The 12,815-nt window shown below is 72.9% G+C and carries 14 protein-coding genes and 1 pseudogene; 5 read left to right on the top strand and 10 right to left on the bottom strand.

Annotation, left to right across the window (positions count from 1 at the left end):
* The coding region (locus BS73_RS38035) for a hypothetical protein (RefSeq protein WP_037568351.1) at positions 1-367 on the top strand (367 nt) is incomplete at its 5' end.
* Between the two features lie 123 nt (positions 368-490).
* On the opposite strand, the gene BS73_RS00150 is transcribed toward BS73_RS38035, so the two are convergent.
* The 8 genes from BS73_RS00150 to BS73_RS00120 form a co-directional block, all read right to left on the bottom strand.
* Positions 491-715: a CsbD family protein gene (locus tag BS73_RS00150; RefSeq protein WP_037568349.1), complete on the bottom strand. Its 225-nt coding sequence runs from the start codon at positions 713-715 to the stop codon at positions 491-493.
* A gap of 131 nt (positions 716-846) precedes the next feature.
* On the bottom strand, positions 847-1,008 hold the full coding sequence (locus tag BS73_RS38030; RefSeq protein ID WP_161789609.1) for a YqaE/Pmp3 family membrane protein: 162 nt from the start codon (positions 1,006-1,008) through the stop codon (positions 847-849).
* Positions 1,009-1,163: 155 nt separating this feature from the next.
* Complete coding sequence (locus BS73_RS00145; protein WP_051938932.1) at positions 1,164-1,670, bottom strand: flavodoxin family protein; 507 nt, start codon at positions 1,668-1,670, stop codon at positions 1,164-1,166.
* Positions 1,671-1,768: 98 nt separating this feature from the next.
* Positions 1,769-2,950 (bottom strand): M20 family metallopeptidase, encoded by a 1,182-nt coding sequence (locus BS73_RS00140; RefSeq protein ID WP_051938929.1) that lies wholly within the window; start codon positions 2,948-2,950, stop codon positions 1,769-1,771.
* Complete coding sequence (locus tag BS73_RS00135) at positions 2,950-3,618, bottom strand: DUF1028 domain-containing protein (protein WP_037568343.1); 669 nt, start codon at positions 3,616-3,618, stop codon at positions 2,950-2,952. The genes BS73_RS00140 and BS73_RS00135 overlap by 1 nt, the downstream gene beginning before the upstream one ends.
* Positions 3,615-4,058, bottom strand: coding sequence for a RidA family protein (locus BS73_RS00130; protein WP_037568342.1), 444 nt, complete (start codon positions 4,056-4,058; stop codon positions 3,615-3,617). Before BS73_RS00130 ends, BS73_RS00135 begins: the two co-directional genes overlap by 4 nt.
* Positions 4,059-4,082: 24 nt before the next feature.
* Positions 4,083-5,372, bottom strand: coding sequence for a flavin-containing monooxygenase (locus BS73_RS00125; RefSeq protein WP_037568341.1), 1,290 nt, complete (start codon positions 5,370-5,372; stop codon positions 4,083-4,085).
* Positions 5,373-5,482: 110 nt separating this feature from the next.
* A complete protein-coding gene (locus BS73_RS00120) occupies positions 5,483-6,436 on the bottom strand; it encodes a LysR family transcriptional regulator (RefSeq protein WP_051938927.1) in 954 nt (317 codons plus the stop codon).
* 131 nt (positions 6,437-6,567) lie between these two features.
* On the opposite strand from BS73_RS00120, the gene BS73_RS00115 reads away from it, so the two are divergent.
* Positions 6,568-7,992, top strand: a complete 1,425-nt coding sequence (locus tag BS73_RS00115) for a purine-cytosine permease family protein (RefSeq protein WP_037568339.1) — start codon at positions 6,568-6,570, stop codon at positions 7,990-7,992.
* An 88-nt stretch (positions 7,993-8,080) separates the two neighbouring features.
* Positions 8,081-8,821 (top strand): annotated as a pseudogene (locus tag BS73_RS00110) (SDR family NAD(P)-dependent oxidoreductase); the annotation flags it as partial.
* Between the two features lie 98 nt (positions 8,822-8,919).
* On the opposite strand, the gene BS73_RS39035 reads toward BS73_RS00110, so the two are convergent.
* A complete protein-coding gene (locus BS73_RS39035; RefSeq protein ID WP_037568338.1) occupies positions 8,920-9,366 on the bottom strand; it encodes a MarR family winged helix-turn-helix transcriptional regulator in 447 nt (148 codons plus the stop codon).
* A gap of 73 nt (positions 9,367-9,439) precedes the next feature.
* Here BS73_RS39035 and BS73_RS00100 point away from each other — a divergent pair, with 73 nt between their 5' ends.
* Entirely contained in the window at positions 9,440-10,006 is a 567-nt protein-coding gene (locus BS73_RS00100) for a YbhB/YbcL family Raf kinase inhibitor-like protein (RefSeq protein ID WP_037568347.1), read from the top strand.
* A 63-nt stretch (positions 10,007-10,069) separates the two neighbouring features.
* Positions 10,070-11,005 carry a pirin family protein gene (locus BS73_RS00095; protein ID WP_051938921.1) on the top strand — a complete coding sequence of 312 codons (936 nt, stop codon included), beginning with the start codon at positions 10,070-10,072 and terminating at the stop codon, positions 11,003-11,005.
* 29 nt (positions 11,006-11,034) lie between these two features.
* On the opposite strand, the gene BS73_RS00090 is transcribed toward BS73_RS00095, so the two are convergent.
* Positions 11,035-11,865, bottom strand: a complete 831-nt coding sequence (locus tag BS73_RS00090) for an SAM-dependent methyltransferase (RefSeq protein WP_037568337.1) — start codon at positions 11,863-11,865, stop codon at positions 11,035-11,037.
* Positions 11,866-12,815 lie beyond the last annotated feature (950 nt).

The raw sequence follows: 12,815 nt of genomic DNA, 5'->3' as shown, positions 1-12,815 counted from the left end.
CATCGCCGCCGCCGCGGTCTTCGGCATCGATCTGCTCATCGAGAACAGTTCCGCGAGGATCTCCCCGGCGCCCACGATCTTCGGACAGAGTCTGGGGGTCACCAGTGGCTGGGTCCTCTTCGTGATCGGTGCCCTCGTCGGGGCGGCGATCCTGCTGGGACTGGCGATGCTGGTCGGCTCCGCCCGCCGCAAGACGCGGCGGGCCGCCGAGCACCGGCGCCAGCGCGACCGCCTGGAGGCCGAGCGCGACCGGCTCGCCGACGAGCGCGACGCCCTGGTGGGCCGCACCCAGCCCAGCCCGCAGGCGCAGGGGCGGGAGGACGCCCTCAAGGGCACCCGCCGCGGGATCCTCCACCGCCGGCACTGAGCCCTCTGGCCTCGCCTCCGACGCGCCCGCCGGCACGGTGAGACGCCGTCCGGCGGAGCGGGTCGGGGGCCGACGCCGCGGGTGTCCCGGGGCGGGGCTCCGGGCGGGGCCTCAGCGGGGCCCTCAGCGGTCGAGCATCCCCTTGGCGCGGTCCGCGAGGCCCTCGGCCTTCTCCTTGGCCTGGTCGGTCGCGTCCTGCGCCTTGTCGCCGAGCCGGCCCGCCTTCGCCTCGGCCTGGTCGCCCTGGCCCTCGCCCCGCATCCGCTCGTCCCCCTTGAGCTCACCGGCCTTCTCCTTGGCCTTGCCGAGAGCCTCGTCCGCCTTGCGCTGCATGTCGTCGGTGCCCATGGCCACCCTTTCGGTGCGTTTCCCGGCGGCCCTCGCCGGGATCGCTGTCCAGCCTGGGCGGACGGGCCGGGTCGCGCATGTCGAGAGGGGCGGCTCACCCGTTCGGCGGGCAGGCCGGGGGACGGCGCCCGTCAGTCGTTGACCACCCGGTAGATCCCGTAGACCACGCCGGGCACATGGCCGCAGAGCTGGAGGAGGAAGGCCCACAGCACCCGCAGACTCGGCCCCTCCTTGATCAGCACTGCCAGCCAGGGCAGCACCAGGCACAGCAGAACCAGCAGCACCTTGAACACGATCGCCTCCTCCTGTGCGGACTCCGGTGGCCGCGGGTTCCCCGCGTGCCGGAACAGCTTCTCCCCGGACCCCGTCCGCTCAATCAGCGGCGGCCCCGAACAGCGCAACGCGGGGCGCCGGCCCCGGGCGGGAGCGGGCCCGGGGGCGGGGCGGCTCAGAATGCCGTGCGGCGGCCGGCCCGCGCCGGGGGCTCCTGGAGTTTCCGCAGCCCCTGGGCGAAGGCCTGGGCGGCGGCCAGGTCCCCGGCGTGCGGACGGTCCTTGTGGAGGCCGCCGAACGGCTTGAAGGGGGCCCAGGTGTCGAAGCCGCGGCAGGTGAAGGCGTCCAGCACGGGGAGGCCCTTCGCCTCCACCCTCCGGGTCAGCCGCCGCACGTACCGGACCGGGCGGGGTTCCGGCAGGCCGCTGGTGGCCAGGAGGAAGGCGCGGGTCGACCGGCCCTCCGGCGCGTGCGGGAGCGCGTCCACGAAGTCCCGCAGCCGCCGGTGGAAGTTCATCTGGAAGATCCCGGAGCCGAACCCCACCAGGTCGTAGCCGGCGAGCGCGGCCGGGTCGAGCTCGGCGGGGTCGACCACGGGCGCGTCCAGCACCTCGCCCATGGCCTGGGCGACCCGCCTGGTGTTGCCGTGGGATTCCGAGACGCAGACGATGACGGCCTTCATCGGTGACGCTCCCTCAGGTGGAGATCGTTCTGACCTTGCCCAGGGAGGACATCACAGCAGCGGGAAATGTGACATGCCCCGGTCGGTGGGTGTTCGGTTCAGGGCTTCGCCGACGGCCCCCGCGCCGCCCGGTCCACCGCCGTCCAGGCCAGGGCCACCGCCCCGTCCAGCAGCGCCCGCCGGGCCGCCTGGCCGACGCAGAAGGCGGCGAACTCGCGCTGGTGGTTGGTGGCCGGCAGGGAGCCGATACCGATGTACGGGTGGATGGCGGGCACCACCTGCGAGACGTTGCCCATGTCCGTCGAGGCGCGGTTCATCCGCGCGGCGGTCTCCGCCGGGGCGAACCGCCGGCCGAGGGCGACGGCGTTCGCCCGGTAGTCCGCGAGGGCGGTCTCGTCGGCCCGGAACTCCGCGTACGGCTTGCTCTCCGGTTCGACGTCCAGCTCGCAGCCGGTGGCCAGGGCGCCGGCCTCGAAGGCGCGCAGTACCCGTGGTTCCAGCCGCTCCAGCTCGGCCAGCGTCTCCGCGCGGACGTACCAGCGGCCCTCGGCCCGCTCCGGGATGGCGTTCGGGGCGTCGCCCGCGTGGGTGACGATGCCGTGGACGCGGGTGGTGGGCGGCAGTTGCTGGCGGAGCAGGCCGATCGCGACCTGCGCCACGGTGAACGCGTCGGCGGCGTTGACGCCGGCCTCCGGGTAGGCGGCGGCGTGCGCGGACCTGCCGGTGTAGGAGATCCGCGAGTGGCTCACCGCGAACGGCCGGGCCTCGGCGACGTCCACCGGCGCCGGGTGGACCATCATGGCCAGGTCGGCCCCGGTGAAGGCGCCGCGGTCGAGCATCTCGATCTTGCCGCCGCCGCCCTCCTCCGCGGGGGTGCCGTAGACCTCCACGGTGATCCCGGCCTCGTCGGCGACGGCGGCCAGGCCGAGGGCGGCGCCGACCGCGCTTGCCGCGATCAGGTCGTGCCCGCAGGCGTGCCCGAGGCCCGGCAGCGCGTCGTACTCGGCGCACAGCGCGATGCGGACGGGGCCCTGGCCGAAGCGCGCATGGAAGGCCGTGTCCAGGCCGAGGTAGCGCGGGGTCACCGCGAAGCCCGCCCGGTCGAGGAGTTCGGGGACCGCGGCCGCGGCCCGGTGCTCCTCCCAGGCGGTCTCCGGGTCGGCGTGCAGCCGCTCGGACAGTGCGATCAGCTCCTCCGCGTGCCGCTCGACCCGCGCACGGGCGGCCGCCTTCCGTCCGTCCAGCGCCCCGGTCCGCGCGCCGTCCATGGAGCCGGGCATCACAGGTCCCCCGGTACGCCGTAGGAGGGTGAGCCCGCCGGGTCGAGGCCGCGGCGGACGTAGTCGTCGCGCTGCGGCAGCCAGACCTCCAGCAGCTCCGCGAGGCGGTCGACCGGGTCGTCGGCCCAGTCCACCCGCAGGTCGCTGACCCGCCAGTCCACGTCGGCGACCACCGCAAGGCCGGCCGAGCGCACCGGGCCCTCCTCGCCCCCGGCCGCCACGCCGGCCCGCAGGGCGTGGAGGAGACGCTCCTCCAACTCCCGGCCGGCCGTGGCGGCGTAGGCGTCCACCAGCACCTGGGGGATGTGCGGACCGGCCAAGAGGTTGCCGGCGCCGACCACGCCCTCGCCGGTCGCGGTCGCATGGGTGCCCAGGGTCCGGGCGCCGCTGAAGGCGAAGCCGGGGCCGGTCCGGCCGAGCACGGTGAGCTGCCGGTACTCGATGTCCTGCGCGGACGAGGCGACCTCGGAGAGCGCCCGCTCGGCGTCGCCGTGGGCGGCGAGCCGGTCCAGCAGCCGGGTGCCCAGCCGGGGATCGGTGATGTTCTGCGAGGAGGCGACGCCGACCCCGGGGCGCAGGTGCGCCACCCGGGCCAGGACGGCGGGGCTGGAGGAGCCGGCGGCGATGCCGAACCGGTCCCCGTCCCGGGCGATCAGCGAGAGGGTCATCGGGCCTCCCCGGGGATGACCGCGACCGCGTCGATCTCGCACAGCCACTCCGGCCGGGCCAGGGCGGAGACCACCAGCCCGGTCGAGATCGGGTGGACGCCCTTGGTCCAGCGGCCGACGGTGCGGTAGACGGCCTCGCGGTAGCGCGGGTCGACCAGGTAGACGGTCAGCTTGACCAGGTGCTCCATCCTGGCGCCGGCCTCTTCCAGCAGCATGGCGATATTGGCCATCGCCTGCTCGGCCTGGGCCTCCGGGTCGCCGATGCCGACCGACTCACTGGTGTCCAGGTTCTGCCCGATCTGGCCCCGGACGTAGACCGTGTTCCCGGCGACCACGGCCTGGCACAGGTCGTTGTCGAGGTTCTGTTCCGGGTAGGTGTCCCGGGTGTTGAACGGCCTGATCCTGGTGTGGCCGCCGGCGGTGATCGGGTCTGTGCTCATGGTCCGCTCTCCTCGTGGATGGGGTCAGTGCTGTGCGTCGTCGGCCGGCGCCGGGGCGGTCCGGTCGGCGCCGTCGAAGGCGAGGTAGGAACGCCGGGTGGCGATGTGGTCGGCGATGTGCCGGGCATCGTGCCAGACGCCCCAGATGAAGCTCGATCCGCGACGGGAGAGCCAGGGGAGGCCGAGGAAGTAGACGCCCTCTTCAGCGGCGATACCGCGCTTGTGCACCGGGCGGCCTCGCTCGTCGAAGGTGTCGGCCTCCAGCCAGCCGTAGTCGGCGGAGTAGCCGGTGGCCCAGACGATCGTGGAGACGCCGGCCTCGGCGAGGTCGAGTTCGAGGCGGGGCGCGGTGGCCGACTCCGGCAGCGGGCCGAGGCGGTGCGCCTCCGGCTCCTCGGGGAGGTCGAGGCCGTTGCGCCGGACATACGCGTCGGCCTGCCGGAGCACCGCGAGGTACTTCTCGTCGCCGGCCCGGATGTTGGCCGCGAGGTCGCAGGCGAAGCCGAGGACGCCGTCCCGGTGGGAGGCGGTCATCCCGAGCAACTCGACGCCGTCCTCGGCCAGTCGGCGGAAGTCCACGGTGTGGCCGCCGCGGGCGCCGCTGACCGCGATGCTGACGTGTTCGGCGCCCTGCGGCGGCGTCTCCATGTCCCAGAGCCCGAGGACGCCGAGCCACCAGCAGAAGTCCCGTCCGCGGTATCGGCGGGGCGGACGGTCGTGGGCGCCGACGGAGAGGAACACCCGGCGCCCGGAGCGGCGGAGCTCGTCGGCGATCTGCACGCCGGAGGAGCCGGCGCCGACCACCAGCACGGCGCCGTCCGGGAGTTGGGCCGGATTGCGGTATCCGCTGGAGTGCAGCTGGAGGGGACCGGCGTCCTCGGGGACGATGGGCGGGATGACCGGCCGCTGGAACGGGCCGGTGGCGGCGACCACGAACCGCGCGTCGATGGCGCCCTCGGAGGTCTCGACCCGGAAGCCGGGGCGGCCCTCGTGCCGCCGCGCCGAGGTCACCTCCACCCCGGTGCGGACGGGCGCCCCGAACTTCTCGGCGTACGCGGCGAAGTACTCCGCGACCTGCTCCTTGGTGGCGAAGGCGTCCGGGTCCACGCCGGCGAACTCCATGTTCGGGAAGCGGTCGTGCCAGGCCGGCCCGTTGGCGACCAGGGAGTCCCAGCGCTCCGAGCGCCACCGCTCGGCGATCCGGTGCCGCTCCAGGACCACGTGCGGGACGCCGGCGGCCGTCAGGTGCTCGCTCATCGCGATGCCCGCCTGGCCCGCCCCGACCACGACCACGTCTGTCTCTTCGTTCGGCATCCCCATCTCCTATCCGGCGGAGACGCTTCCGGTGTGACAGGTCGACCGTGTCTCCGCACGGCAGAATCGTCGGGCCGAGCGGAGACTCTTGTCCAACACATCTTTCGGGCCTAATGGCCCAGTTTTTCAGATACAGGCAGGTGAGAGGCGCTGGATGCGGTCCCGAGCAGCCTGCGGGCGAGCTCGGTGAAGGCCTGCGCCCTGCGGGTCGGCCGGACGCCGCGCGGGCGGGCGAGGACCACCGGCAGTGGGGGCAGCGGGTCCAGCAGGGGCACCGGCACGGCCCGCCCGCCGTCGTAGGTGGTGTCGCTGACCGGGCGCTGGTTGAGGATCGAGTACCCCTGGCCCGCGGCCACCAGCGCGCGCACGGTCTCGAAGGTGGTGCTGCGGTACGCGGGCCGCATGGCGAGGCCGGCCGCCGCGAACAGCTCGGTGAAGTACTCCCGGCTGTGCGGCAGGTCGTAGAGGACGAAGGGGTCCTCGGCGAGCTCCTCGATGCGCACGCCCCTGCTCCCGGCGAGGCGATGGCCCGGCGGCACCAGCGCGTACGGCGCGGCCTCCGCGATCTGCTCGGTGAGCAGCGAATCGGCCAGGTCCATGCGGTACATCAGGGCGATCTCGCAGCGCCCGTCCAGCAGGGCGGCCTGCAGTTCCTCGGTCTCGCCCTCCACCGCCTGCAGCCGCACGCCGGGGTGGCGGGCGGTGAACTCGGCGAAGAGCCGCGGCAGTACGAACGGCGAGAGGGAGAGGAAGCAGCCGACGGAGAGCTCGCCGGCGAGGGCGGCGCCCAGCCCCTGGGCCGTCTCCACCAGTTCGTCGGCGTGCGCCAGGAGGTTCCTGGACTCCTGGAGGAAGCGGGCGCCTGCGGCGGTCAGCGAGAGGCCCTTGGCGTGGTGCCGGATCAGCAGCTGGACGCCGAGCGCCCGCTCCAGCTGGGCCACGGCGGTGGAGACGGCGGACTGCGACACCAGGAGGCGCCGGGCCGCGGAGGTCATGCTTCCGGTCTCCGCGGCGGCCGCGAAGTAGCGCAGCTGGACCAGGGTGAAGGCCGAGTCGCCGGGCATGGAACCCCTCTTCGGATAGGGCATCGATTTTTCCGATCTATATCCACAATATTATGCGATTGACTGTTAGTGGTGGCTGGATCAGGGTGTTCTTCCAACACACCTGGCGTGGTAGCAGAGAGGGGCCCGGCATGGACACCGCTCCACCGGCACCGACCGTCGAAGTGCGGACCATCGACCAGATCCCGGAGGACGAACGGCACGGCCGGGCCCGCGATCTCTTCACCATCTGGTTCGGCTCCAACATCATGGTGCTCACCGTGGTCACCGGGGCACTGGCCACCACGGTGTACGGACTGCCGCTGTGGTGGGCACTGGCCGGGATCGTCGTCGGCAACGCCGTCGGCGGGGTCTTCATGGCCCTCCACTCCGCGCAGGGGCCCCAACTCGGCGTCCCGCAGATGGTCCAGACGCGGGGTCAGTTCGGCGTCCGGGGCGCCCTGCTGGTGGTCGTGCTGGTCATCGTGATGTACACCGGCTACTTCGCCTCGAACCTGGTACTCGGCGGGCAGTCGCTGCACATCGTGGCGCCGGGGATCTCGGTCGCCGGCGGGATCGTCATCGTGGGGCTGGTGAGCGTGGCGGCCACGATCTTCGGCTACAAGCTGATCCACGCCTACAGCAAGGTCATGACCATCGCCGCGGGCCTGGCGCTGCTGCTGGCCTTCTGCTGGATCCTCTTCGAGCACGGCCTGCCCGCCGGCACCCTCAGCCACGGGGCGCTGACCGCCACCGGGCTCCTCGGCACCGTCTCGGCCTCGGCGCTGTGGCAGATCGCCTACGCGCCCTATGTCTCGGACTACTCCCGCTACATGCCCAAGGGCACCGGCAGCCGGCCGGCCTTCTGGGCCACCTACGGCGGCTGCGTCCTCGGTTCGGTGCTGCCGATGCTCCTCGGCGCGCTCACCGGTGCGGCCGTCGGCGGGGACGACCCGGTCGGCGGCCTCTCCGCGCTCACCCCGGGGATCAGCACACTGATCCTGATCGTCTTCTCGATCGGCATCGCCAACACCAACGCGATGAACCTCTACTGCGGGGTCCTGTGCGTGATCACTGTGGGGCAGACCGTGCGGCGCAGCTGGGTGCCGCGCGCCGGCGCGCGGGCGGTGATCGCGATCGTCGTCTTCCTCGTGGCGCTGCTGCTGGCCATCGCCGGCAAGGACAACTTCCTGGTCTTCTACGAGAACTTCATCGCGCTGCTGCTCTATGTGCTGACTCCGTGGACCGCCGTCAACCTGGTGGACTACTACCTGGTCCGGCACGGGGAGTACGACGTCCGGTCCTTCTTCAGCGCCGACGGCGGGGTCTACGGGCGGTACAACGCGGCGGCCATCGTCGCCTATCTGGTCGGCATCGTGGTGCAGGTGCCGTTCTTCTCCAGCGCGCTGTTCACCGGGCCGGTGGCGCACATGCTGAACGGCGCGGACATCTCCTGGATCGTCGGCCTGATCGTCACCTGCCCCTTCTACTACGTCGCCGCCCGGCGGGCGGGGCGGCGCTCCCCGGCGCCCGCCGAGGCGGCATTGGCCGCCGACGCCTCCACCCCGGCCGGGTGAGCGGCGCCGGCGGCGGACGGACGCTCGGACCGGGCCTGGCCGAGGGCCCGGCGAAACCCGCAACCGAGAGGGACCAGAGGGAGACGACATGCGAGGACTGACGGGGAAGACCGCCTTCGTGACCGGTGCCGGCTCGGGCATCGGGCAGGCCTGCGCGCTGCGCCTGGCCGAGGAGGGCGCCCGGGTCGCGGCGGTGGACATCCGGCTCCCGGCCGCCGAGGAGACCGCCAAGAGGATCGAGGCGTCCGGCGGCACCGCGGTCGCGGTGGAGTGCGACGTGTCCTCGGGGCGGCAGGTGGCCGCCGCCGTGTCCAGGACCGTCGAGGCGCTAGGCGCCCTGCACGTCATCGTCAACGCGGCCGGGATCCTGGCCGCCGAGGGGGACGTCGTCGCCTGCTCGGAGGACGACTGGGACCGGGTGATGGGCGTCAACGTCAAGAGCATGTATCTGATCGGCAAGCACGGCGTCCCGGAGATCCTGCGGGCGGGCGGCGGCTCGATCGTCAACATCGCCTCCGTCTTCGGCTTCACCGCGCTGCCGGACGAGTGCGCCTACGACGCGTCGAAGGGGGCAGTGCTCAACCTCACCCGGCAGATGGCCGTCCAGTACGCGAAGCAGGGGATCCGGGTGAACGCCCTCTGCCCCTCCGACTGCGACACCCCGCTGCTGGACGCGCTGCTCGCCGGGGGCGATGTGGAGGCGGAGAAGGCCGAGCTGGCGAAGCCGATCCCGATGGGGCGGCTGGCCAGGCCGGAGGAGATCGCCTCCGGGGTGGCCTTCCTGGCCTCGGACGACGCGGCCTTCGTCACCGGTGTCGCACTGCCTGTGGACGGGGGTTCCTCATTCGGTAGGGCGGTGGGGAGTTTCGGTGCGGTGGCGGGCTGTGGTGGGGGGTGGGGCGGTGCTTCGATGCGGGGCACGGCCGGTCAGGAGTCGGCGATGTCGCTGAGCAGTGCCGCGGCCCGGGCCAGCACCGCGCGGTCCTCGGCGCTGAGGGCGTTCAGCCGTGCGTCCAGCCAGGCGTGGCGCTGGGCCCGGGCGGCGCCCGCGAGTTCGTCGCCGGCCGGGGTGGCGGCGAAGAGCACGCGGCGGCCGTCGTCCGGGTCGGGGGCGCGCAGGGCATAGCCGGCCGAGGTGAGGCGGTTGACGGTCTGGCTCATGGAGGCGGGGGAGACCCGGTCCTGCCGGCTGAGCTCGGTCAGGCTCTGCGGCCCGTGCTTGTGGAGGCGGGTCAGCACCTCCAGCGCCACGTCCCCCAGGCCGCCCGCGGGCCGCTCACTGCGGAAGCGGCGGTAGAGGCGGCCCACGGCCGAGCGCAGCTGGGCGCCGAGGTCGGCTCCGGCCGGCTGGGGGGCGGTTGCGTGGTTCTCCATGGCTCATTAGTATACCTAAAAAGATCTTTCGTGTACCTAAGCGATGAGCCCCTCTGTCAGGGAGAGCTGAAGCATGCCCGCGAATCCCCTCGGCGTCCTGCTGCGCAATCGGCGCGCCGGGCAGCAAAGCCTCCAGTGGGCCCGCCCCGAACTGCGGGCGCCGGAGAACTTCACGCTGACCAGCCCGGCCTTCGAGCATCAGGCCCCGATCCCGGAGAAGTACCGGGGGAGGATGTTCGGCCCGAACATCTCGCCCGCGCTGGAGTGGACCACGCCGCCGGCCGGCACCGCAGAACTGGTGCTGATCGCGGAGGACCCGGATGTGCCGCTCGGCAAGCCGGCCCTCCACGCGCTCACCCTGGGCATCGACTCCGCGCTGCCCGGGCTTCCGGAGAACGCCCTCGCCGAGCCCAGCCCGGTGCCGGGCCTCCGCCACGGAAAGGGCGCCCTCGGCCGCCGCGGCTGGGCGGGGCCGCTGCCGATCCGCTCACACGGGCCGCACGCCTACGTCTTCCAGCTCTTCGCCCTCGACCGGACCTCCGAGCTCCCGGCCGGGGCCACCCTCGGCCAGGTGACGGCGGCCATGGCCGGGCACCTCCTCGGGCGGGCGCGGCTGGACGGCAGCTACGAGATCCGGTAGCCCGCCGTTCGGCGCCGGTGGTTCGTCGCCAGGCGCCCTGGGCCGCGGGGCTAGGATCGTCATATGGTCATTGAAAGCGAAACGACTCCGCCCGCCGAGCCCCCGCGGATCGAGGTCCTCACGCCCCGCCAGGTGCCCCTCGGCGGGCCGCGGGCGATGACCGTACGCCGCACTCTGCCGCAGCGGAGCCGATCGCTGATCGGTGCCTGGTGCTTCGCCGATCACTACGGACCGGACGACGTGGCCGCGACGGGCGGAATGGACGTGGCGCCGCACCCCCACACCGGGCTGCAGACCGTGAGCTGGCTCTTCACCGGGGAGATCGAGCACCGCGACAGCATGGGCAACCACGCCTACGTGCGCCCGGGCGAGCTGAACCTGATGACCGGCGGCCACGGCATCGCCCACTCCGAGGTCTCGACCGAGCGGACCACCGTGCTGCACGGCGTACAGCTCTGGGTCGCGCTGCCCGAGGAGCACCGGCGGACCGGGCGCGACTTCCAGCACTACGTACCCGAGCCGGTGCGGGTGGAGGGCGCGGAACTCCGGGTCTTCCTCGGCTCGCTGGCCGGTGCGCACTCACCGGTGCGGGCCTTCAGCCCGCTGCTCGGCGCCGAGATCACCCTCGAACCGGGCGCCTCGGTGGAGCTGGCGGTGGACCCGGCCTTCGAGCACGGGCTGCTGGTGGACCAGGGCACCGTCGTCCTCGCCGAAACCCCGTTGAAGCCGGGGGAGTTGGGCTACGCCGCCCCCGGCCGCGCGAGCCTCGCCGTGGTGAACCCCTCGGGCGCGACGGCCCGGGCCGTCCTCCTCGGCGGAACCCCGTTCGGCGAGGAGATCGTCATGTGGTGGAACTTCGTCGCCCGATCGAACGAGGAGATCCTGCAAGCCCGCCGGGACTGGATGGAGGGCGACCGCTTCGGTGTGGTGCACGGCTACGACGGGGATCGGCTGCTTGCGCCGGAGCTGCCCAAGGTGGGCCTGAAGCCCCGGAAGTAGCGGCGTTGGCCTGGTCTTCGCTGTCTGAGTCAGGGCTTGCGGGCGAGACCGGCGGCGATGAGCCGTTCCCATACCCCCAACTCGCCTGCGGGGGCTCCGATCAGGGCCGACTCATGGGGTTCGGATGCGTCCGGGCGCCACAGCGCGGCCGGGACGATCCCCGGCTCCAGCAGCTCCAGGTCGCCGAAGAGAGCCCCGATCTCCTCGTCCGTGCGCCAGCGGCCGCGGCCGAAGGTGTCCAGGAGTTTTCCCTGGGCGGCGCGGGTCTCCTCGTTGTGTCCGGAGCGGAAGTGGGAGATGAAGACGTGGCTTCCGCTGGGTACCTGGTCCGCCCAGTAGCGCACCACCCCGATCGGGTCCTCGTCGTCGTTGAGGTGGTGGAGGATCGCGCTGAGGATGATCCCGACCGGCTGCCGGAAGTCGATGAGCCGCTGGGTCTCCGGGTGGCGGCGGATGTCCTCGGGGCGGCGGACGTCCGCCTGGATCACGGAGGTGGTGGAGTTCTCGGCGAGGAGCGCCCGGCCGTGGCTCAGCACGATCGGGTCCGAGTCGACGTAGATCACGGCCGAACCGGGCTGGTGGCGCTGGGCGACCTGATGGACGTTGTCCGCGGTGGGCAGTCCGCTGCCCAGGTCGATGAACTGCCGGATGCCGGATTCGGCGATCTCCCGCACCGCGCGGACCAGTGCCTGGCGGTTGGTGTGCGCGATGGCGACCGAGCCGGGCAGGTTGACCTTGAAGTGGTCGCCGATCTGCCGGTCGACGGCGTAGTTGTCCTTGCCGTCCAGAAGGTAGTCGTAGACCCGCGCGATACTCGGCTTGCGCTGGCTCTCCTCGATCTCCGCGAAGCCGTCCGGCATCGTCAACTCCCCAACTCCTCGGCCCTGAACGCGTGTGAGTGCCATCGTAGGGGTCCGGGGCGCCGCCTGTCCGCGCGGAGCTGCGCTGGTGGGCACCGGCCGGGAAGTCGTGATCGCTGAGGATGGTGAGCACAGGGCGTCAGGGCGCGGCGCTGGGCGCGGGGGAGCGGGGTGTGGCGCGTCCGGGCCGGCTGCTTCGCCGCCCCGGACGATGGTGGGGCCGAGTGCCCCGTTCGCCCCGTTCGCCCCGCCTGCCCCCCGCCGCAGCCGGTGCGCGTACCGACTCTCAACCCAGTGCGCCATCCGGTGCGGGTGCGGGTTCGGGTACAGGTGCCGGGCCCGGTTGGTGTGTCGGGCGGTCGTGCGGGCGGGGCGGGAGGCCGCTCGGTCGGCGCGCAGCCGGCGCAGGGCGGTGAGGTGGAGGGCGAAGGCCGTCGGGACGGCCAGGGTGGGCACCAGAACGAGCGGCATCGCCGTGATGGGCTGCATGGTCGGTGAAAGAACCAGCAGGCCGGACACGACGCCCATGACGAGCGCGATGACGAGGTCTGCGAGGCCCAGCAGATGGAAGGTCACGGCCCGCCGATGGAGCCGGTCGGTCGCGGGAGCATGCCGCAGCGCACGGACCGCGAGGGGCGCCGCGAGTCCTACCGCGATGTCGCCTATCCCTGCGGGTAGGGCGAAGGCGGCGGGCAGTCTGCCGATCGCCAGCGCGATGAGCAGAACGACGCCCATCACGCGGACGCTCTGCGGCCGAGTCAGCCGCGCCACGGCGTCCGGCGAGGCGAGGGCCCGGCGCACCACGGGAAGGCCAGTGGCCGCGAGGAGGATCGTCAGGTAGCCGGCGAAGGCCGCGATCAGTCCGATGCTCAGGTTCGAGGAGCCGATGGCTTGGTACGCGTGGGCGTCGGCGAGCAGCCAGTCGCCGGCGAACCAGGCCGCGGAGAGCG

It is taken from the genome of Phaeacidiphilus oryzae TH49 (assembly GCF_000744815.1).
GTDB lineage: Bacteria > Actinomycetota > Actinomycetes > Streptomycetales > Streptomycetaceae > Phaeacidiphilus > Phaeacidiphilus oryzae.
The sequence above is the reverse complement of the archived record's forward strand: the minus strand, read 5'-3'. Positions and strand labels throughout refer to the sequence as shown.